Origin of the sequence: Mycobacterium hainanense, assembly GCF_041890355.1 — a bacterium.
GTDB classification, from domain to species: Bacteria; Actinomycetota; Actinomycetes; order Mycobacteriales; family Mycobacteriaceae; genus Mycobacterium; species Mycobacterium hainanense.
In genome coordinates, this window is the sequence record NZ_CP169059.1 from 3,349,522 (window position 1) to 3,370,762 (window position 21,241).

General features: G+C 70.0%; 20 protein-coding genes. 7 read left to right on the forward strand and 13 right to left on the reverse strand.

From position 1 onward, the window contains the following. Window positions 1-2,301 (forward strand): malto-oligosyltrehalose synthase, encoded by a 2,301-nt coding sequence (gene treY / locus ACEL92_RS15500; protein ID WP_374021621.1) that lies wholly within the window; start codon window positions 1-3, stop codon window positions 2,299-2,301. Then, window positions 2,294-4,036, forward strand: a complete 1,743-nt coding sequence (gene treZ, locus ACEL92_RS15505) for a malto-oligosyltrehalose trehalohydrolase (protein ID WP_374021622.1) — start codon at window positions 2,294-2,296, stop codon at window positions 4,034-4,036. Before treY ends, treZ begins: the two co-directional genes overlap by 8 nt. A 210-nt stretch (window positions 4,037-4,246) precedes the next feature. Here the strand turns inward: treZ and ACEL92_RS15510 are convergent, their stop codons facing one another. Next, window positions 4,247-5,575 (reverse strand): aminotransferase class I/II-fold pyridoxal phosphate-dependent enzyme, encoded by a 1,329-nt coding sequence (locus tag ACEL92_RS15510; protein WP_374021623.1) that lies wholly within the window; start codon window positions 5,573-5,575, stop codon window positions 4,247-4,249. 35 nt (window positions 5,576-5,610) lie between these two features. Between ACEL92_RS15510 and ACEL92_RS15515 the strand changes: the two genes are divergently transcribed. Beyond that, window positions 5,611-6,273 (forward strand): pyridoxamine 5'-phosphate oxidase family protein, encoded by a 663-nt coding sequence (locus tag ACEL92_RS15515; RefSeq protein WP_374021624.1) that lies wholly within the window; start codon window positions 5,611-5,613, stop codon window positions 6,271-6,273. Here the strand turns inward: ACEL92_RS15515 and ACEL92_RS15520 are convergent. Genes ACEL92_RS15520 through ACEL92_RS15535 form a run of 4 tightly spaced genes read right to left on the reverse strand, consistent with a single transcriptional unit; the run spans window position 6,249 to window position 9,503 of the window. After that, window positions 6,249-7,145: a phosphatase PAP2 family protein gene (locus tag ACEL92_RS15520; protein WP_374021625.1), complete on the reverse strand. Its 897-nt coding sequence runs from the start codon at window positions 7,143-7,145 to the stop codon at window positions 6,249-6,251. The two genes, ACEL92_RS15515 and ACEL92_RS15520, sit on opposite strands and share 25 nt — an antisense overlap. Window positions 7,146-7,161: 16 nt before the next feature. After that, a complete protein-coding gene (ilvA, locus tag ACEL92_RS15525) occupies window positions 7,162-8,445 on the reverse strand; it encodes a threonine ammonia-lyase (protein WP_374021626.1) in 1,284 nt (427 codons plus the stop codon). Window positions 8,446-8,483: 38 nt separating this feature from the next. Next, on the reverse strand, window positions 8,484-8,921 hold the full coding sequence (locus ACEL92_RS15530) for a nitroreductase family deazaflavin-dependent oxidoreductase (protein WP_374021627.1): 438 nt from the start codon (window positions 8,919-8,921) through the stop codon (window positions 8,484-8,486). A gap of 9 nt (window positions 8,922-8,930) precedes the next feature. Beyond that, window positions 8,931-9,503 (reverse strand): TetR family transcriptional regulator, encoded by a 573-nt coding sequence (locus ACEL92_RS15535; protein WP_374021628.1) that lies wholly within the window; start codon window positions 9,501-9,503, stop codon window positions 8,931-8,933. Between the two features lie 97 nt (window positions 9,504-9,600). Between ACEL92_RS15535 and ACEL92_RS15540 the strand changes: the two genes are divergently transcribed. Then, the gene (locus ACEL92_RS15540; protein WP_374021629.1) at window positions 9,601-10,008 is read left to right on the forward strand and encodes a hypothetical protein; all 408 of its coding nucleotides are present in this window, start codon (window positions 9,601-9,603) and stop codon (window positions 10,006-10,008) included. Then, entirely contained in the window at window positions 10,005-11,444 is a 1,440-nt protein-coding gene (locus tag ACEL92_RS15545; RefSeq protein WP_374021630.1) for an FAD-dependent oxidoreductase, read from the forward strand. Before ACEL92_RS15540 ends, ACEL92_RS15545 begins: the two co-directional genes overlap by 4 nt. A gap of 4 nt (window positions 11,445-11,448) precedes the next feature. On the opposite strand, the gene ACEL92_RS15550 is transcribed toward ACEL92_RS15545, so the two are convergent. The 8 genes from ACEL92_RS15550 to ACEL92_RS15585 form a co-directional block, all read right to left on the reverse strand. Continuing rightward, entirely contained in the window at window positions 11,449-12,222 is a 774-nt protein-coding gene (locus ACEL92_RS15550) for a DUF6065 family protein (protein ID WP_374021631.1), read from the reverse strand. Window positions 12,223-12,307: 85 nt separating this feature from the next. Beyond that, entirely contained in the window at window positions 12,308-12,871 is a 564-nt protein-coding gene (locus tag ACEL92_RS15555; RefSeq protein WP_374021632.1) for an arsinothricin resistance N-acetyltransferase ArsN1 family B, read from the reverse strand. A gap of 105 nt (window positions 12,872-12,976) precedes the next feature. Beyond that, on the reverse strand, window positions 12,977-14,230 hold the full coding sequence (locus tag ACEL92_RS15560; RefSeq protein ID WP_374021633.1) for an HNH endonuclease signature motif containing protein: 1,254 nt from the start codon (window positions 14,228-14,230) through the stop codon (window positions 12,977-12,979). A gap of 55 nt (window positions 14,231-14,285) precedes the next feature. After that, a complete protein-coding gene (locus tag ACEL92_RS15565) occupies window positions 14,286-14,804 on the reverse strand; it encodes a phenolic acid decarboxylase (RefSeq protein WP_374021634.1) in 519 nt (172 codons plus the stop codon). 281 nt (window positions 14,805-15,085) lie between these two features. Further along, complete coding sequence (locus ACEL92_RS15570; protein WP_374021635.1) at window positions 15,086-16,978, reverse strand: lysophospholipid acyltransferase; 1,893 nt, start codon at window positions 16,976-16,978, stop codon at window positions 15,086-15,088. Continuing rightward, the gene (gene fadD11, locus ACEL92_RS15575; protein ID WP_374021636.1) at window positions 16,975-18,792 is read right to left on the reverse strand and encodes a fatty acid--CoA ligase FadD11; all 1,818 of its coding nucleotides are present in this window, start codon (window positions 18,790-18,792) and stop codon (window positions 16,975-16,977) included. Before fadD11 ends, ACEL92_RS15570 begins: the two co-directional genes overlap by 4 nt. Before the next feature lie 60 nt (window positions 18,793-18,852). Beyond that, entirely contained in the window at window positions 18,853-19,326 is a 474-nt protein-coding gene (locus ACEL92_RS15580) for a VOC family protein (protein WP_374021637.1), read from the reverse strand. Between the two features lie 13 nt (window positions 19,327-19,339). Continuing rightward, complete coding sequence (locus ACEL92_RS15585; RefSeq protein ID WP_374021638.1) at window positions 19,340-19,729, reverse strand: MerR family transcriptional regulator; 390 nt, start codon at window positions 19,727-19,729, stop codon at window positions 19,340-19,342. A 54-nt stretch (window positions 19,730-19,783) separates the two neighbouring features. Here ACEL92_RS15585 and ACEL92_RS15590 point away from each other — a divergent pair, with 54 nt between their 5' ends. Together ACEL92_RS15590 and ACEL92_RS15595 are read left to right on the forward strand one after the other, a co-directional pair. Further along, window positions 19,784-20,230, forward strand: coding sequence for a PPOX class F420-dependent oxidoreductase (locus ACEL92_RS15590; RefSeq protein WP_374021639.1), 447 nt, complete (start codon window positions 19,784-19,786; stop codon window positions 20,228-20,230). Continuing rightward, the gene (locus tag ACEL92_RS15595; RefSeq protein WP_374021640.1) at window positions 20,227-21,156 is read left to right on the forward strand and encodes an MBL fold metallo-hydrolase; all 930 of its coding nucleotides are present in this window, start codon (window positions 20,227-20,229) and stop codon (window positions 21,154-21,156) included. The genes ACEL92_RS15590 and ACEL92_RS15595 overlap by 4 nt, the downstream gene beginning before the upstream one ends. Window positions 21,157-21,241 lie beyond the last annotated feature (85 nt).

Below are 21,241 nucleotides of genomic sequence, written 5' to 3' on the forward strand. Positions count from 1 at the left end.
ATGCCCTTTCCCATACTCTCGACCTACCGGTTGCAACTGCGCGGTGAGGCCAGCGGGTTCGCGTTCACGTTCGCCGACGCCGAGAACCTGCTGGACTACCTGGACGAACTCGGGGTGTCCCACCTCTACCTGTCCCCGATCATGACCGCGGCCACCGGGTCCAACCACGGCTACGACGTCACCGACCCGACGACCGTCTCCCCCGAACTCGGTGGCCGCGCCGGTCTGCAGCGGCTGTCGGCCGCGGCGCGGGAGCGCGGCATCGGCCTGGTCGTCGACATCGTGCCCAATCACGTGGGGATCGACCAGCCCCAACAGAACGCATGGTGGTGGGACGTGTTGCGGCACGGCCGGTCGTCGGACTACGCCACGTATTTCGACATCGACTGGGACCTCGACGAGGACGGCCGCATCGTGCTGCCGATCCTGGGCTCCGACGACGACGCCGCCGACCTGAAGGTCGACGGGGACCTGCTGCGGCTGGGCGACCTCGCGCTTCCCATCGCGCCCGGCACCGGCGGCGGCAGCGGGCCCGAGGTTCACGACCGCCAGCACTACCGGTTAGTGGGCTGGCGCAACGGCGTGTGCGGCTACCGGCGCTTCTTCTCGATCACCTCCCTGGCCGGGCTGCGCCAGGAAGACCGCGCCGTGTTCGACGCCACCCACGCCGAGGTCTCCCGGTGGGCCGCGGAGGGCCTCGTCGACGGCGTGCGCATCGACCATCCCGACGGCCTGTCCGACCCCTGCGGCTACCTGGCGTGGCTGCGCGAATCGGTGGGGCCGCAAACCTGGATCGTGATCGAGAAGATCCTGGCGGTCGACGAGGCGCTCGAACCCACGCTGCCCATCGGGGGCACCACCGGGTACGACGTGCTGCGCGAGATCGGCGGGGTCTTCGTCGACCCCAGTGGCGCACCCGCGCTCACCCAACTCGTCGAATCGGCGGGGCTGGACTACGGCGCGACACCGAAGATGTTGGCGGACCTCAAGATCCGCGCGGCTACCGACACGCTCGCCAGCGAACTGCGCCGCCTGCGCCGCGCCATCGTGGCGGCGGCCGGCTCCGACCACCCGCAGTTGCCCGAAGCGGTGGCCGCGCTGCTCACCCACATCGGCGTCTACCGCAGCGACTACCCGGCGCTGTCCGCGATCATGCCCACCGCGCTGGCCGAAACGCAGGCGCAGTCACCGGAATTGGCGCCCGCCCTGCAGGTGATCGCCGCCGCGCTGGCCCGGGGCGGCGAGCCGGCCACCCGGCTGCAGCAGCTCTGCGGCGCGGTGACCGCGAAATCCGTCGAGGACTGCTACTTCTACCGTGACGCGCGGCTGGTGTCCCTCAACGAGGTCGGCGGTGAGCCGCACCGCTTCGGTGTCGGCGCGGCGGAGTTCCACCACAGCGCCGCGACCCGCGTTCGGCAGTGGCCGCAGACGATGACGACGCTGACCACCCACGACACCAAGCGTGGTGAGGACGTGCGGGCCAGGATCGGGGTCCTCTCGCAGGTCCCGTCGCTGTGGGCCGAGTTCGTCTCCCGCTGGGAGGTCAACGCGCCCTCCCCCGACCCGATCACCGGACAGTTCTTGTGGCAGAACATCTTCGGCGTGTGGCCGGTGAGCGGCGAGGTGAGCCCCGAGCTGCGCGAACGGCTGCACGCCTACGCGGAGAAGGCGATCCGGGAGGCCGCATGGCGGACCTCGTGGAACGATCCGGACACCGAGTTCGAGGACGCGGTGCACCAGTGGCTGGACGGCGTGTTCGACGGCCCGGTCGCGGGCCAGCTGACCGAGCTCGTCGGCCAGCTCAACCCGCACGCCGCCAGTGACGCGCTGGGCCAGAAGCTGCTCGCCCTGACCGTGCCCGGGATACCCGACGTCTATCAGGGCACCGAACTGTGGGACGACAGCCTGGTGGACCCGGACAACCGCCGGGCCGTCGACTACGCCGCCCGGCGCGCAGCCCTGAAGGCGTTGGAGCATCCCAAAATTCGGGTGGTCACGACCGCGCTTCGGGTGCGACGCGCCCACCCGGACACCTTCCTGAGCGGCGGCTACGTTCCCGTGCTGGCCGACGGCGATGCCGGCGATCACGTGCTGGCCTTCCGGCGGGGTGAAGACATCGTGGTCGCGGTCACCCGGTGGACGGTGCGCCTGACCGAAGCCGGTTGGGGCAACACGGTGCTGGCGCTGCCGGAGGGCACCTGGAAAGACACGCTCACCGGCGCCATCGCGGACGGGCCGACGGCCGCGGCCCAAATGTTCGCCGAGCTGCCCGTCGTGCTGCTGGAGCGCCACCATGACTGAATTCCGGGTCTGGGCACCCAAACCCGAGTTGGTCCGGCTCGACGTCGAGGGCCGGGTGCACCCGCTGACACGCTCGGACGACGGCTGGTGGCACGCGTCCGTCGAGGCGGCCCCGGACGCCCGCTACGGCTTCCTGCTCGACGACGATCCCACGGTGTTGCCCGACCCGCGCTCGCCGCGCCAGCCCGACGGCGTGCACGCTCGCTCACAGCTGTGGGACCCGGCCGGTGCCGTCTGGACCGACGACGACTGGCAGGGCCGGCCGGTCGAGGGCGCGGTGATCTATGAATTGCACCTCGGCACCTTCACCCCCGAGGGAACCCTCGACTCGGCCATCGAGAAGCTGGACTACCTGGTGGATCTCGGCGTCGACTTCGTCGAGCTGATGCCGGTGAATTCCTTTGCGGGAACGCATGGCTGGGGCTACGACGGCGTGCTGTGGTACAGCGTGCACGAACCCTACGGCGGCCCCGACGCCCTGGTGCGGTTCGTCGACGCCTGCCACGCGCGGGGGTTGGGCGTCCTGATCGACGCGGTGTTCAACCACCTCGGCCCGTCCGGCAACTACCTGCCGAAGTTCGGCCCGTACCTGTCGTCGGCGAGCAACCCATGGGGCGAAGGCATCAACATCGCCGACGCCGACTCCGACGAGGTCCGGCGTTACATCATCGGCTGTGCGCTGCGCTGGATGCGCGATTTCCATGCCGACGGGCTGCGCCTGGACGCCGTGCACGCGCTGGTGGACACGACGGCCGTCCACATTCTCGAGGAGCTCGCGACCGAAACCGATTGGTTGTCAAGGCAAGTGGGTCGCCCGCTGTCGCTGATCGCCGAGAGCGACCTGAACGACCCGCGGCTGATCACCCCGCGCGACCGCGGCGGTTACGGCCTGACGGCGCAATGGTCCGACGACATCCACCACGCCATCCACACTGCGGTGTCCGGCGAGCGGCAGGGCTACTACGCGGACTTCGGCAGCCTGGCCACCCTGGCGCAGACGTTGCGTCACGGCTACTTTCACGCCGCCACCTATTCGTCGTTCCGGCGCCGCCGCCACGGACGCCGGCTGGACACCACCGAGAAGTCCGGGATCCCCGGTACCCGTCTGGTCGCCTACACCTGCACCCATGACCAGGTGGGCAACCGGGCGCTCGGGGACCGCCCGTCGCAGAACCTGTCCGGCGGCCAGCTGGCGATCAAGGCCGCGCTCGCGCTTGGGACGCCCTTCACCGCAATGCTTTTCATGGGCGAGGAGTACGCGGCGTCGACCCCGTTCCAGTTCTTCAGCTCGCATCCCGAGCCGGAGTTGGCCAAGGCCACCGCGGAGGGGCGCAAGGCCGAGTTCGCCGAACACGGCTGGGACGCCGACGAGATCCCCGACCCCCAGGATCCGCAGACGTTCCAGCGCTCGAAACTCAACTGGGCCGAGGTGGACGCCGGCGAGCACGGCCGACTGCACCGGTTCTACCGCGACCTGATCGCGTTGCGGCACCGCGACCCCGACCTCGCCGATCCCTGGCTCTCGCACCTCGCGGTCGACTTCGACGAGCAGCAGCGCTGGATCAGCGTGTCCCGCGGCCGGTTGCGCATCGTCTGCAACCTCGGCACCGATGCTGTGACGGTGCCCGTCGCCGGTGACGTGGTGCTGGCCTGGGGCGACCCCACGGTCGAGGCCGACAAGACGACGCTCGACGGGCATTCGCTCGCCATCCTCGCGGTGGCCGAGCAGCGCTGAGCCCTGTGGATAGCGGTGCGCGGCCTGGCGCGCGACCGCCGATGATTCGCCCATGGATCAATCCGTATTCGACCGGTGGATCAACTCACTGAGGAAACGGAAGCCGGTCACGGCTTCGCCCGTCGCGCCCGACGGGGCGCCGCCACCACGCAGCGTGGAGCTGCTGTGGTCGGGTCCCGGCCTCGGGTGCACCGAAGGGTCTGAACTCGCCTAGACGCTGGGACGGCCAGCGCCGTGCACCGCCTCGGCGATCGCCTCCGCCAGCGGGTCGATCTCGTCGGCGCCCAGGTCCGCGATGGTGACACGGATGCCCGGGGGCGTGCCGATGCGGAACCGGGTGCCCGGCGCCGCGGCCCAGCCCGCGCCCAGCAACCGGGTGATCGCGACCGTCTCGTCGGGCACCTGGATCCACACGTTGAGCCCGGAGCGGCCACGCGCGGCGACGCCGCGCCCGGCCAACGCGGCCGCCAGCCGCCGGCGAGTGTCGGCGTACCGCCGCTCGGCCGTGGCGACCAGGCGCGCGGCGGCCGGGTCCGACCACAGGCTGACGGCCAGGTCCTGCAGCAGGTGGCTGACCCACCCCGGCCCGAGCCGCAGGCGGCCGTGCACGCGCTCGACCGTGCGCCGATCCCCCGCCAGCACGGCCACCCGCAGGTCCGGGCCGTAGGCCTTCGATGCGGACCGCACGAACGCCCATCGCTCGGTCACGCCGGCCAATGTGTACAGCGGCGCGCCCGAAATGCCCGCGCAGTGATCGTCTTCGACCAGCAGCAGATCGGCGGCCCGGCGCGCCAGCAGCTTTCGTAGGTCATCGCGGCGGCCGGCCGACAACGCCGCCCCGGTCGGGTTCTGGGCGCGGGTGGTGACGATCAGCCCGCGCACCCCGCGGTCCAGCGCCCGCGCCAGGTCGTCCGGCACTGGTCCGTCGTCGTCGACCCGCACCGGTTCGGCCGAAAGATCAAGGGCGCCAAGCAAATCGAGCAGGTTGGCCCAGCCCGGGTCCTCCACGGCGACGCGGTCGCCGGGACGCAGGTGCGCGGTGAGCACGCGTTCGATGCCGTCGAGCGCGCCGCTGGTCACCGCGAGGTGTTCGGCGGGGACGCCATCGGCGGCCAGCGCCGCCCTGGCGAACTCCACCAACGCCGCCGACATGGCCGGCTCCCCGTACAGCACCGGGCGGCCCCCCACCGGCCCGGGCAGCGAGGCCCCGGCCAGGGGCAACAGGGCGGGGTCGGGATTGCCGGTCGACAGGTCGCGCACCCCGGCGGGGACGTCGAGCCCCAGCAGGGATCTGGGCGTGGTCGCCGGCCGTTGCCGCACCCGGGTACCGCGCCTGCCGGCGGTCTCCACGGCGCCGCGATGCCGCAGCAGGCGATAGGCCGCGGCGGCGGTGTTGGCGTTCACGCCGAGCTGGGCGGCCAGGTCGCGGACGGGCGGCAGCGCGTCGCCGGGCGCCAGCGCCCCCGCCGAGATGGCCTCCTCGATGCTGCCGGCTATGGATTCGGCGCCCGTCCCGGTTATGCTGATTTGTACTGGCACGCAATTAATTATGTACTAGGACAAAGGTAAGCGCCATGACCACGGGATACGAGCCGACACCGCGCACGACGCCCAGCCGCTACCGGGAACGCGCGCGCTATGACCGCGAGACCGTTCACCGGATCCTGGACGAGGCGCTGATCTGCCACCTGGGCTACCTCGACAACGACCGGCCGGTGGTCCTGCCGACCACTCACGCCCGCCTCGGCGGGACCCTCTACCTGCACGGTTCGACCGGCAGCGGCCCCCTGCTGGCGGCCGGCGCGGCACCGTCGGGCCTGCCCGTGTGCGTCACCGTCACCCTGGTGGACGGGCTGGTGCTGGCGCGGTCCGCCATGCACCACTCGATGAACTTCCGCTCGGTCGTCGTGCTCGGCAACGCGCGCGTAGTGGACGACGCGGCAGAGAAACTGCGGGCGCTCGCCGGCCTGCTGGATCACATCGCGCCCGGGCGCGCCGCCGACTGCCGAGCCCCCAACCCGCGGGAGCTGGCCGCGACGGGGATACTCGCCCTCGACCTGGAGGAGGTGTCGGCCAAGGTGCGCAGCGGCGGGCCGGTGGACGATCCGGACGATTGCTCCCTGCCGCACTGGGCGGGGGTGGTGCCGCTGAGCGTGACGGCCGGGGCGCCGGTGCCGGCCGGGGACCTCGATCCCGGCACTCCCGTGCCGGCCTACCTCAGCGAGCGAACGGCCTGAGGCCCACCCGCGCGCCGGGTGTCGTCCCACCAGGTTCCGACGAGCATGACGGTGCCGGCCCAGGCCAGGCCCAGCATCCAGCCGGAGAGCACGTCGCTGACGTAATGGACCCCTAAGTACACCCGCGAGAACCCGATCAGGAACGCCGAGCCGATCGCGACCGTCCACACGATCACCCGCCCGGTCCACCGCAGGATCAGCCAGCGGGTCAGCATCCACGCGGAGATCACCATGATCGCGGCGGTGCCGGTGGCGTGCCCGGACGGGAACGAATACCCGTCGGCGTCGACGAGCGCGAACGGCAACGGCGGTCGCGGCCGACCCACCACCGCCTTGGCGGTGAAGAGCACCAGCGGCACCACACCGCCGCCGACCAGGGCGAGCACGATGGGCCGCCAGGATCTGCTCCGATAACCAGCGGCTACGGAAATCGGGAACGCGACCGCCGTCAGGAAAAGGGGTCCGCCCGCGACGGTGACCGCCCGCAAAGCTGCGGTCAGCCACAGCTCACGGTGGGCCGCGAGCCACCGAGTCACCGGTGGGTCGATGCCGGCGATGCCGTCGCCCTCGAGCACGTCCTCGAGGACCTCGCTGAAGCCGACCGCGAGCGCGATGACCACGGCCAGTCCGACCAGCAATGCCGCACCGGCGACCTCGCTCTCGGACCACCGGCGGGCCAGCGACCATCCCCGGTCGCTGATCCGGTCACGGGCCCAGGTCAGCGCTTCGGACACCCTTACCCAGAGCATCCGGAACGGGGGTCCGCGGCGGGCGACCCGAACCGCCACCCACGCAAGCAGCACGAGCGAAGCGACGACGCCGGCGCCGACCAGGCCGAACCCGCCAGCACCGGGGCCATACTGCTGGTCCATGCAGCGCGGCCCGGTTCTAGAACAACAGGTAGCGGTACGCGGGCGAACCCGGCTCGAGGCGTTCGACGTGCAGCTCCGTCGCCCGCATCCGCGCGAGCAGGCCGTCCAGGTCGGCCGACGAGGCCAACTGGATGCCCACCAGCGCCTCGCCGGTCTCGCGGTTGTTCCGCTTGATGTACTCGAACAGCGTGATGTCGTCGTCGGGGCCCAGCACCTCGTCGAGGAACCGGCGCAGCGCGCCGGGCTCCTGCGGGAAGTCCACCAGGAAGTAGTGCTTGAGGCCGAGGTGGACCAGCGACCGCTCCAGCACCTCGCCATAGCGCGAGACGTCGTTGTTGCCGCCGGAGATGAGGCACACCACGCTCGAGCCGGGCTCGACGTCCGCCTCCAGCAGTCCCGCGACAGACAGCGCGCCCGCGGGCTCGGCGATGATGCCCTCGTTCTGATAGAGGTCCAGCATCGCGGTGCACACGGCGCCCTCGTCGACCGTCGTGATCGACACCATGTCACCGGCGGCCGCCAGCGCGGCGTAGGTCAGCGTGCCCGCGCGGCGCACCGCGGCGCCGTCGACGAACTGGTCGACGTGGTCCAGTGTCACCGGTTCGCCGGCGGCCAGCGCGGCCATCATCGCGGCGGCCCCGGCCGGTTCAACGCCGAGCACCGACGTGTTGGTCGTCCGCTCGGCCAGGTAGGTGGTGATGCCGGCGATGCAGCCGCCACCGCCGACGGGGACGACGACCAGGTCCGGCTCGGCGTCCAGCTGGTCCAGCAGCTCGACGGCGATGGTGCCCTGACCGGCGATGGTGCGCAGGTCGTCATACGGGGGCACCAGCGTGGCGCCGGTGCGTTCGACGTCGGCCAACGCGGCCTCGGCGGCCAGGTCGTACGTCGTTCCGCCCACGATCAGTTCGATGAACTCCCCGCCGTGGTAGCGGATCCGGTCACGCTTCTGCTGCGGGGTCTTGGCGGGCACGTAGACGCGGCCGTGCACCCCCAACGTCCGGCACGCGTAGGCGAAGCCCTGCGCGTGGTTGCCGGCCGACGAGCACACCACCCCCGCGGCCAGCTCCTCCTCGGAGAGCTGGACCAACAGGTTGTAGGCACCGCGCAACTTGTAGGAGCGCACCACCTGCAGGTCTTCCCGTTTCAGGTAGACCTGCGCGCCGGTGATCGCCGACAACCGGTCGCTGTGCTGCAACGGCGTCGGCGTGACCACCGCGGCGATCCGCTTCGCTGCGTGGTCGATGTCAGACCCGCAAACGTACGGCACGCTCGGGTGATGGCTCAGTTCGGCGGACACTGGTCAATGGTGCCACGCCAGCCGGTCAACCCAGGAATTCAGTCGACGGGGGTGAGCACGAAGACCGGGATCTGACGGTCGGTCTTCTTCTGGTATTCGGCGTAGTCGGGCCATGCCTCGACGGCGCGCTCCCACCACACTGCCTTTTCGTCGCCGAACACCTCACGCGCGTCGTACTCGCGGGTGGTGGCGCCATCCTGCAGCTCGACCCGGGGGTTCTTGACGACGTTGTGGTACCAGACGGGGTGCTTGGGGGCGCCGCCCAGCGAGGCGACGATCGCGTACTCGCCGTCGTGCTCGACCCGCATCAGCGGGGTCTTGCGGAGCTTGCCGGTCTTCGCCCCGACCGTGGTCAGGACGATGATGGGCTTGCCCTTCATGTCGGTCGCCTCGGTCCCACCGGACTGCTCGTACTTCTCGGCCTGTTCGCGGGACCAATCCCATGGGCTCGGCGCGTATTCCCCAGAAAGTGGCATGCCCCAACTCTAGGCCGGGGATTTCGAGGGCGCCGGGCCCGTCAGGTAGCGGGCGAGCACCGGGCGTACCCATTCGGTCAGCGCGTCGTCGTCCATCTCGGCCAGGGCCGGCACGCCGACGACGTAGCGGGCCATCGTGATCCCCAGCACCTGCGAGCCCACCAGCGCGGCCCGCTCGGCGGCGCGATCGGGGGTGACGCCGGCCAGCGCCGGGGCGACCTGCTCGACGAACACGGCCAGCAGCGTGTCGGCGGCCGTGCGGTTGGTCGCGGCCGCGCGCAGCAGGGGCAGGAAGGAGCCGTGCGGGTCCCATACCTGGACGAACAGCGGAACGAGCACGTCCGCGAGGCGATCGGGGGCGACGCCGGACAGGTCGGGGAACCTGACCTCGAGCCGTGAGACGGCGGCGAACAGGTCGGCCTTGCTGCCGAAGTAGTGCATGACGAGCGCGGGGTCCACGCCTGCCTCCGAAGCAATCGAGCGAATCGTGGTCCGCTCGAAGCCGTGTGCGGAGAACTGGGCGCGCGCGGCGCGCAGGATGGTTTCGCGGGTGAGGTTCCCGTCGCGCGTCTTTGCGGGCATGGCCGCGATTGTATTCAACAACTGTTGACACGACCAGGGTGCCGGCCTAGCGTTGAGTTCAACAATTGTTGAACTCAACTCCGGGGAGGTCTCACCCATGACCGTGACCGTCATCCAAATCGGGCTCGATCCCGACGTGATCGACTACTCGTCGCCGGATTTCGCGCAGTTCGCGGGCCTCTCCAGAGACATGCTGCGGACGGCCAACGACGACAACGTCGCGGCGTTGCGCGCCGCCGGCTACGAGGTCGACAACTGTTTGGTCGACTTCGGCGCAGCGGGCGCCGACAAGGCCCGCCAATGGCTTCGGGCCAAGCGTTACGACGCCGTGTTGATCGGCGCCGGGATCCGGCTGGTCGCCGGCAACACCCTGCTGTTCGAGTCGATCGTCAACGCGGCGCACGAGACCCAACCCGGCTGCCGGTTCGTCTTCAACCGCGCCGCGCGGTCCACCCCCGGCGACATCCGCCGCTGGTACCCGCAGCCCGAAGGGGCGGCGCGATGATGACCCACGAAGTCGACGTCCTGGTGGTCGGGGCCGGCCCGACCGGCCTGACCGCCGCGGGTGACCTGGCCCGCGCCGGCCGGTCGGTCACCGTGCTGGAACGCTGGCCGACCGAGAACCCGGCGAGCCGCGCGTTCGCCACCATGGCGCGCACGCTGGAACTGCTCGACGCGCGCGGCCTGGCCGACGACCTGTTGGCGCTCGGGCACCGCGCACCGGGCGTGCGGCTGTTCGCGGGCGCGCAGATCGACCTGACCCACCTCGACTCGCCCTATCCGTTCGTGTTGATCACCCCGCAGACCAACGTCGATGCGGCGCTGCGCCGCTACGCCGAGGCCCAGGGCGCCGAGATCCGCCGCGGCATCGAGGTGATCGCGCTCCACCAGGACGCCCATGGTGTGACCGTCACCGCTCGCCCCAAGGACGACGACGATCCGGCGCACCGGCAGACGTGGCGGGCGCGGTACGTGATCGGCGCCGACGGCGCGCACAGCACCGTGCGACGGCTGGTGGGCGCCGCGTTCCCCGGCAAGACGGTGCTGACGTCGATCCTGCTGGCCGACGTCAGGCTGGCGCACGGCCCGGAAGGCGGCGGCCTCACGGTCGCAGCGCCCGGTGACGTCCTGGCCTTCCTGGCTCCGTACGACCGAAGGGGCGGTTCCTGGTATCGCGCCATGGTGTGGGACCGCGCGCACCAGGTGCCCGACGGCGAACCGGTCTCCGACGCCGAGATCGTCGACGTGCTCGCCCGCGGCATGCGCACCGACTACGGCGTCGTCGAGGTGGGCTGGAAGTCCCGATTCCATTGCGACGAAAGGCAAGTCGAGCGGTACCGGCACGGGCGGGTGTTCTTGGCCGGCGACGCCGCGCACGTGCACTCCCCCATGGGCGGCCAGGGCATGAACACCGGCATTCAGGACGCCGCCAACCTGGCGTGGAAGCTCGACGCGGTGCTCGGCGGCGCCGACGAGGAGCTGCTCGACAGCTACCACACCGAACGCCACCCGATCGGCAAGCGCGTGCTGTTGCAATCCGGGGCGATGGCCCGCGCCGCGACGCTGCATCCGCGCCCCGCGCGGTGGTTGCGAAACCTGTTGGTGCCCAGGTTACTTCGGGTGCCAGCGGTCCGCGACGTGGTGGCGGGCAGTTTCGCGGGGACGACGCTGCGCTACGGCCGTCGCGGCCTGGTCGGCACCCGCGCCACCCAGATTCCCCTCGTCGAGGGGCGGTTGACCGAATTGCAGCGCGCCGGGGGCTTCGTGTTGGTGCGCGAACGCGGCGCCCCACCCGTCGAGGCACCCGGGATGCTGCAGGCCGAGCGGACCGATCGCGGGCCGGCCGTGCTGGTGCGCCCCGACGGGTACATCGGCTGGGCGGGGTCTTCGGCTCGTGCGCCGGCCCGGATCCCGGGGCCGGCCGCGACGCGCGCGGGGTGAGCGCCTACCGGGTGTCGACGAACGGGCGCAGGTGGACTCGCGTCTGGTGATCGGGTGCGCCGGGTTCGCCGTCGGCGTGCTTGCCGCGGGTGTAGTCGCCCTGCCACGGGATCTTTTCGCCCAGTTCGGTGTTGACCGCGGCCTGCGCCTGGCCCAGCTCGTTTCGTGAACGCAGGAAGAACTCGTGTTTACGCCGCACTTCCTCGTCGGAGTCGATCGGCCTGAGTTCGGGCGCGAACTCTTCCAGCTCCGCCCGCCGCTGCGGGACGATCATGCAGATCGGCTCGTCGACCTCGAACCGCACCGGCATCATCTTGCGGGTTATCTGCCAGCTCATGCTGAAACTCGATGTGGCCCAATCCGTCTCGACGATGCCCTCCAACGGCGACACGGCATCCTTCGGGTAGTTCGCCGGCCCGCGGACCAACAGGTTGTAACCGGGCGGGGTGCGGAACAGCATCGGCAGGTGCCAGGTCAGGATGCCGTGACCGAAGTGGCTGAACGGCAGCAGCTGAGCGGGGTCGCGCCGGTCGGGCGCGATGATCACCCCCAGGCTGTCGTCGCCACCCATCCACGTCGCGGTGAATGCACACGGGTTGCGCAGCTCCCAGCCGCTCTGGTTGGCGATCAGTATCGGCAGGCACCGGTTCGGCCAACCGTTGCGCAGCTCCGACATCCACGGCCGGCTGATGGGCGCGGGCGTGATCGGCGGCGCGTTGTCTGCGGTGGTGAACGCGATCAGCGGGCGGCGCGTGGGCGCCCCGGACTTGTCGCTCATCGACTCCCCTCGATTCGCCGCTTGCCGCGGACGTCGTCCGCTCCAGTCTTAGCGCACGTCTAGCGGTGCCGCCTCGAGCCAACGCTCATCGGTCGTGTCCGTTGAGCGCAGCCTCAATTGTGCGAGTCGGAAGACCCGACCATGGCAGCGGGTCAGCAGGCCGGCCGGGCCGGTCCGCCAGCGGGCGCCGCCACCAGCCGACGTCCCACCACGCTCCGTTCTTGAAGCCCACCCCGTCGAACACGCCGACGCAGGCGAAACCCATCGACTCGTGCAGACCGACGCTCGCGGGATTGGGCAGCGCGATGGCGGCGAATGCATTGATATACCCCTGCGCGGCAAGAAGTTTGAGCAATGCGGAGTATAGCCGCCGACCGTTGCCGTTCCGGTGAAGTGACCGGTCGAGGTAGATGGAGACGTCGACGGACCAGCGGTAGGCGGCCCGCTCGCCGTGCGGACTTGCGTAGGCGTAGCCGCTGACGGCGCCGGCATGGGTGATGACCAGCCAGGGCAGGTCGGTCAGCGTGGCGGTCAGCCTCGACCGCATCTCATGCGCCGTCGGCGGCACCGCCTCGAAGGAGATCGCGGAGTCGCGCACGTAGGGCGCATAAATCTCGGCGATAGCGTCCGCGTCCTTCGGCGTCGCCATTCGGATCATGAAAACAGCTTGCCAATGAATCACCTTCTCGGCGGACCGGCGGTGGGTGTTCTGCGTCGCCGCGCTCGGCTACCGGCCGTTGGTTTGCGAACCGAGTCAGTTGGTGCTCGGTGGTGGTTGGGGCTGGAAGGGGTCGTACCACCACCAGTCGGCGCGTTCGCCCAGAGGCCCGGGCCATGGCGGGACGGCGGGTGGCGGATCTTTGGGGGGACGGGCCAGTGATCGGGCGCTCAATGGTCGACCGGAGTCGTCGGTGACGCTCAGATCGGTCGCGGTTCCGCCGATGGTGATCAGGCCCCGGTGGTGCGCCCGATGGTGATACGGGCAGACCAGCACGAGGTTGGTCAGCTCGGTGGCACCGCCGTCTTCCCAGTGTCGGATGTGGTGGGCATGCAGACCGCGGGTGGCACCACAGCCGGGCACCGCGCACGTGCGGTCGCGGTGCTCGAGTGCGCGACGTAGCCGCCGGCTGACGGTGCGGGTCGCCCGGCCGGCGCCGATGACCTCCCCGTCACGCTCGAACCACACCTCACAGGTCGCATCGCAGGTCAGGTATTGACGCTCGGCATCGGACAGCAGCGGACCCAGATGCAGCGCGGCCGCGCGCTGGGCGACATCGAGATGCACCACCACGGTGGTGTGCTGCCCGTGCGGGCGGCGGGCCGCCTCGCTATCCCAGCCGGTCTCGACCAGGCGCAGGAAGGCATCGAGGGTGTTGGGGAACGGCGGCGCACCATCGCAGGCGGCCTCGCCGTCGCCGCGGTCGCGCTTCCACTGGGCGATCAGCGCGTCACGATGAGTCGCCAACGCCGCGTCGAACGTCGCCGCCTCGTCGCGGGGCAGCTTGATCCGCCAGCAGCTGCCCTCCTCGGTGGTGGTCTTACTGATCGAGCGCTCCGGCTCGGGACGGGCATCGGGTTCGGGCCGCGGTTCGAGCTTGACCGCGGTGCGCAGCTGATTGACCGTGGCCACCGCGGCCAGCTGGGCGTAATGCTCATCAGACCCCTCACCCGCCCGCGCCGCGATCACCCCAACCTGATCCAGCGACAACCGCCCCTCCCGCATGCCCTGCGCACAGCGCGGGAACTCCTCGAGCCGGTGCGCGACGGTGGTGACCGTGTGCGCGGTGGTCGACGACAAACCCAGCTTCCAAGCCACCAACGCCGCGACCGAGCGCGCGCCGGTCATGCCGCACAGCTCATCACGCTCGATCTCGGCCACCAACTCAACAATGCGGCCATCAATCGCGTTGCGCTGACCGGCCAACTCCGCCAACTCCTCGAACACCACCTCCAAACGCTCTTTGGGGCTCACCGCCACAGAGCCCGGAGGCGACGCGATCGAGTACATGACCTCATCATCGCAGGGGGGTACGACAAGCCTCGGCCACCAAATCCGCAACGCGTCAATTGGTGCGGTCGGCCCAACCCGGTGGGAGCTGGTCGGGGGCCACGGCGATCACCGATTCGTCGTCGGCGCCGACACGCTCGAACAGTGTGATGTAGGCGAACTCGGGCACGGTGAAGATCGGGTAGGTCGGTCCCTCGTCACGGTAGGCGCGCATCTCAGCGAGGTGCTCGTTTTGGAAACACACCGTTCGCTCCCCGTGCTGACGGATCCACTGGGGGAAAAAGATCACGCCGTGGATCCGCCGCTTGCCAGGCATGACGTTGACGACCACCGACGTGCCCGTGGGCTCGGTCCAGGAGATCTTGTAGCTGTCGTCGTCGAGCTGCACCAGGTCGACCTCTTGGCCCTTGACCCACCGCCCGCCGACATGGCCCGAATGGATTCGATAGTCGATGGTCCGGTCGTTCTTGACATACATCTCGTAGCGCCAGCCATTGGCGTAGGTGTAGATGAACCGGCATCCGACGATGCCCGACAAGTCCTGCAGCGGAATGGGATTGTCGACGGTGGTCATAATCGGCTCCCGAAACTGTCGGCGGTCCGTAGCATACGGCGAAGGCAGGGGTGAGGGGCGTCGCGGAATGCACTGGATGCGCGTGTGGTGGCGTCAACCAGATCACTACGACTGGTTCTCCGACTACCTCGGCGCGCGTGGATTGAAACCATTCGTCCGCTACTTGATGGTCGCAATCCTGTCAGTCCTCGTCGCGGCGACGTTGCTGATGCTGAACAGCCCCTCGGGTCTGCAGACCCCCGCTCGGCGCGGCCTGGCGGCGGTGTTCGTCGCCTGCCTACCTACCGCGTCCCGGCCAGCCCCGCAATGGTGTTGACGCGCCGGACGGCCGTGGCGATCTCGTCGGCGAAGTCGCGGCGCCGTTGGGCGATGTCGACGTCGGAGAATCCGTCCACCAGCTCTCGATGCCGGGCCAGCCGCAGCGCGGTCTTGAACAACTCCATCGACCTCGATTCCGCGCTGGCGATCCTGCGTTGCAGCTCCCACTGCTTGCCCACCTCAAGGCACTCGGCGAGAAACGCCTCCCCATCGAACGATTCGTCGTCGAAGGCGGCCAGCCGGTCGGCGACGATGTGGTAGGCGTCCAGGAACGGCCGCAGCACCAGGTGCGCCAGCAGCAGGTCGGCCTTCTCCAGTAGGCCGCGCACGTCGGCGGCGTTGGCCGCCTTACTGGTGTCCTCCACCCGCCCGATCAGGCGCACCTCGTCGGCGAGCTCCTTCTCGAACTGCGCCCGCGCCGAGAACAGGAACTCAAATTTCAGCAACTCGCGCAGGCGCAGCGCCTCGTCACGCACCGTCATCGGTTCAACCAAACCGTCCACCGAACCCTCGGCGTCCTCTATGGCGGCCAGCAGCGCGGTCTCGGCGATGGCGCGGTCGACCACGATGTGGATCGCGGTGTTGCGGTAGAACGCGGCCACCAGGTGTTGCTCGGCCCCGATGCCCCAGACCGGTTCGGTGCCCGCGTCATACACGTTGACGACGCCTGAGGCGACCATTTGATGCAGCGTCCAGCGGATGGTCGAGCGGTTCGTCAGGTCGGCGGCGCCGGCCACGCACCAGTTCCGCGCCGCGATGTAGCTCGCCAGCGGTCGCACCGTGGCCAGCACCTCGCTGATCGAAAGCGAGCGGTCGGCGCCCAGCAGCGCGAGGCTCACCACCGCGGTCGGGGTGACCGGAGTGGCGCGGTTGATCCGGTGCTCGACGTCGAGCGCGATGCGTTCGATTTCGGTGCCCGTCCCGGACTCCTCGGCGCGCAGCTCCTCGAGGCGCTTGCGCAGCGGCAGCGGTTCGCCGAAGTCCAGGTAGGCGCGGCCGAGTCGCTCGCCCTGCTGGCGCGCCAGCCGCACCAGGAAACGAAAGTCCTCGGGCCGCTTCGTCGCGCCGTAGGCCTCGGTGGTCATCGCCTCCACCTCGTGCAGCTGGTCGTACACGATCGAGGTGGGCACCAAATAGACTTCCGGACCGTCGATTTCGTCGACGGCGTCGCTGATGTAGCGCAGGATGCCGTACACCGGGGGCCGCAGCTTGCCGGTCCGGGTGCGGCCGCCCTCGATGGACCAGGTGAGGTTGGCGTGGTTCTGCACCAGTTGCGCGGCGTAGGCGCGTAATACGAAGCGGTACACCGGAATGTCTTTGGTCTGGCGCCGGATGAAGATCGTGCCCGTCCGCTTGGCCCACGCCCCCATCGGGAAGAAGTTCAGGTTCGCCCCGCCGAAGGTGAGCGCCGGCGAAAGCCGGTTGGCCTGAATCACTTCCGGCAGCAGCAGGCCGTCCAGATAGGAGCGATGCGAGAAAGCAAACGCCAGTGTCGCTTTGCGATCCAACTTGCGCAGCTGCGCGATCTGGTCCTCGTCGACCAAGACGTCGTAGGCGCGCATCAACCAGCAGCTGAAGCTGCGCCACGCTCGGACAGCCCGCTCGTCCAACGACGGCGCCATCTCCCGCAGGTAGCCGGCCGCCTCGGCGCGCACGCCGGCCAGGTCGCGCCCCAGCTCGTCGGCCAGTCCGGCCAACCGCTGGTCATACCACGGGGCCGCGAGCAGCTGGACGACCTCCGCCGGGTCCGTCGTCAGCGGCGTCGTCGATTCCTCCACGATTCCGGTGCGCTGCAACAACTTTCGCATCCCGACCCGACCGAATTCACGGGCGCTCGCCCCCGGACCCGCGCTCATGCCGGCTGCACCGTCGCCGCCGACGGCTCGTGCACGTCCGGGTGCAGCTCGGGCGCGTAGAGCTCCTCGATCTCTCGGGCGTATTTCGTCATGATCGGCTTGCGTTTGAGCTTCATGGTCAACGTGATCTCGTCTCCTCCGGGCTCCCAGAGTGACGGCAGTATTCGGAAGCGCTTGATCTGCTCCACCCGTGACAGCTTGGCGTTGCCCTCGGCCACCCCCGCGGCGATGCGGGCGATGACCTCCGGGTGGGCCGCCAAAGCCGCGGGCGACGCGTCGCCCAGGCCGTGCTGCGCCGCGTAGGGACCGACCGATTCGGCGTCGAAGACCATGAGCGCGGCGTTGTAGGGCCGCCCGTCACCGATCGTGATCATCACGCCGACCATCGGGCACGCGGCCAGCACGGTGTTCTCAATGTTGGCCGGCGACATGTTCTTTCCGGCCGCGTTGATGATCAACTCCTTCTTGCGGTCGATGATCCTCAGGTAGCCCTCGTCGTCCACCTCGATGATGTCGCCGGTGTGCAGCCATCCGTCGGCGTCGATCGCCTCGGCCGTCTTCGCGGGTTCCTTGCGGTAGCCCTTCATGACCAGCGGTCCGCGCACCAGGAACTCGCCGTCGTCGGCGACCTTGCCCTCAAGCCCGGGCAGCAGCTTGCCCACGGTGCCCAACCGTGCGTCGCGGGGATGGCTGACGCTGGCGACACAACTGAGCTCCGACATCCCCCAGACCTCGGCGATCGGAATGCCGATGCCGAGGAAGAACGCCAGGGTCTCCCGGGGAATCGGGGCGGCGCCCGATACCGCCCAACGGAGTTCGCCGAACCCGAGCCGCTCGCGCAGCTTGGACAGCACCAACTGGTCGGCCTGCGCCCATTCGGCGGCCAGCTCGTCCGACATCGGCTCGCCGGCCACCAGGGCGGCGGCGCGCTTGCCGGCCACCGACATCGCCCACTGCAGCGCCGGACGCTTGACCTCGTCGGTCTCGCTGGCGACGGCGAATTCGATTCCGGCCTTGAGCTTTTCCCACACCCGCGGCACGCCGCCCCACACCGTGGGCCGCACGTCGGGCAGCGCGGCGGCGATGGCGCGGACGTCCGAGACGACCGTGACCTGGGCGCCGAACACCTCGAGGCCGTACAGTCCCATCACCCGGTCGGCGATGTGCGCGGTCGGCAGGTACGAAGTCACGCGGTCACCGAACTGGGACGGGAGAACGGCGTTGAGGGCATACGCCTCGAAAAGCAGGTTGGCGTGGGTCATCTCCACGCCCTTGGGGTTCCCGGTGGTTCCGGAGGTGTAGATGAGCGTGACGACGTCGTCGGGCCGCACGGCCCGCCAGGTCGCCTCGAAGTCGAAGCCCTCCCGCGCGGCGGCGTACACGTCGTCGACCGACATGGTGCCGGGCGGCGACCCGTCGATGCAGACGATGTGCTCGATCGGCGCGCCGCTGGCGCGGATGCGGTCCACGTACTGCTCCTCGCAGATCGCGACCCGCGTTCCCGCGTTCTCGAACAGGTAGGTCAGTTGTTCGGCGGGCAGCGTGTTGTAGACGGAAAACGAAGTGGCGCCGAGGTGTTGGGCGGCGATCTCGAACGGGTAGAACTCGATGCGGTTGGCCATCATCAGCGACACCGTGTCGCCCGGCCCGACGCCCAGGCCGGCCAGGCCTGCGGCCACCTTGCGCACCTGCGCCGCCAGCTCGCGCCAGGTAAGGGTCTGGGTGCCGCCCGGGGTGCGTAGCGCGACGGCGTCCGGATCGATCGACGCGTTGCGTGCGAACGCCTCGCATAGGGTGACGGGACGCTCGGTCATGGGTGTCCTCTCAGCTGTGCCTTCGTGAGCGTACGTCCGCGGTCGGGGACGCGGAGCCGATCACGCCGGATCCGGGCGCCAGAGCTGCAGCGTGCTCGATATCCCGGCGGGCAACTCCAGCAGTTCGATCGGGGTGCCATCGGGGTCGTAGATGAAGAACATCCGCACCCCGCCGATGTCGACGGGCGGCTCGGACCGCACGCCGGGATGCTCGCGCCGCACCGCGTCGTACGTGGCGTCCAGGTCGTCGACGCGGAACGAGACGTTGGTGTAGCCCAGGTGCGGTCCGCTCGGGCACTCGGGGACGGCGCCCAGCGAGAGGAGCTCGACCATCGCGGAGCCGATCAGCCCGCCGATCATGCGGCCGCGTTGCGCGGCCCCGCCGGTCACCGAGTCCAGTCCGGCGCCGTCGAGTTCGACGTCGAAGACGACGTCCATGCCCAGCACCGCGGTGTAGAACGTGCGCGACGCCTCGATGTCCGAGACGCCGATGCAGACGTGGGAGAAGTTGCGCACGGCGATGGGCGGGGTCATCGAGCTCCTTTGCTCAGGCGGGCAACGCGGCGTGAATCCCGCACGTACACGCGTCGATCGACGGGCACGTGCAGCGCATCCCCCATTCGATCACGGCGCGCGCCCGGGCCAGCGCCTCCATCTGGGCGTCGATTTCGGCGAGCTTGGCCTCGGCCAGCGCGCGACTGACCGGCCGCCCCGGCGCGTCGTCGGCGAACAGCAGCTGGATCTCCTCCAGCGCGAAGCCGGCCGATTTGCAGAGCCGGATCACCTCGAGCCGGGCAAGCACGGAATCGTCGTAGCGGCGCTGCCCGCCGAGCCGGCCCGGCCGGGGCACCAGGCCGATCTGTTCGTAATAGCGCAGCGTGGTCGCCGCGACGCCCGCTCGGCGCGCCACCTCGCCGATCGTGAGCCGAGCACTCATCGGGCCTCCCTCGACGCTTGACTTAGAGCCAACTCTAAGTCGTTGACTGGGGCCATGCACACACATTCACTCGACGCGCTCGGCGGGGCGCGCTACGCGCTGCTGCGGTCCTTCCGCCGCGACGGCACACCCGTCGACACCCCAATCTGGTTCGGGCTGGACGGCAGCGCGCTGCTCTTTCGCACCAAGCGGGGGCCGAAGACCACGCGGCTGACCGCGCGCCGCGACGTCGAACTCACCGCGTGCGACTATCGGGGCCGGGTTCGCCCCGGCGCGACGACGGTCGCCGGCCGCGCCACCATCCTGTCGGGGGTCGACGCCGAGCGGGCCAATCGGATCCTGCACCGGCGCTACGGCTGGCAGTGGAACATCGTGCCGCTGATCAAGGTCCCGGGCGTCACGAACGTCCACGAAGATCTGTGCCTGCGCGAGAAGGTGCGCCGGGCGCGCGACCGCGGCGTGTGGCCCGACAGCGTCATCGTCCGGGTGGAGGCGCCATGACGCACGATCCCGTCCGCTCCCCCACCCTGCGCCAATGCTGCGCCGCCGCAACCGGATTGGTGTGGGGCGCGCTGCGCCCGAAGCGGCCCGACGACCGGTTTCTCCGCCATGTCACCGACGCGGGTCTGCCCGAGCCGCGGCGCACGGTCACGGTGACCGCGCTGCCCCAGGTGCCGCGCTCGGTGCCCACCGCGGCGATCGTCGAGGGCACATTCGTGCCCGCCCGCGTCGACAACTCGATGACCTCGTTTCTCGTCAGCCACCCGGAAGCCACCTTCATCGTCGATCCGGCCGTGTGCCGTGACGTCGAGCGCCGGGCGATCGCGCAACTACCCGCGGTGCTGCGCGTCGCGGTTCGTCCGCCCGTCGACACCGTTCCCACCGTCACGGCCCTCAACCGGCTGCCCGGGGCGCCGGCGTTGGACTTCGCGTTACCCACCCACGCGCACTGGGACCACGTGTCGGGTCTGCTGGACCTGCCGGATCTGCCGGTTCATTTGCATCGCACCGAACGGGACTGGGTCGATTCGGGTCGCGTGGCGCCGGTCGGCGGCGTTCGCGATTCGCTGCGCGGCCGGCCCGTCGTCGACTACGAACTGGACGGGCCGCCGGTGCTGACCTTCACCCGCAGCCACGACCTGTTCGGGGACGGCTCCGTCGTGTTGGTCGACCTGCCCGGTCACACGCCGGGCAGCGTCGGGGTGCTCGCCCACACCGGGCACCGGTGGGTCTTGATCGCCGGCGACGCGGCGTGGCACCAGTTGCAGATCGAGAAGGTGCGCCAAAAGTCAAGCTACCCCGGTGTTCTGGTGGACGAGGACCGCGACGAGGCCTTCCGGACGCTGCAGCGGCTGCACCTGGCGCGGCACACCGTGACGATCATCCCGACGCACGACCACCAGGCGGCGCTGGGATTGTCGGCCTAGCGGCCCGCCGGCCCGCACAGCGGGACGCGAGGGTGCGACCGGCCGCGCGCTCGACCGGCGGTCGCGCAGATTCCCGCGCCGGATG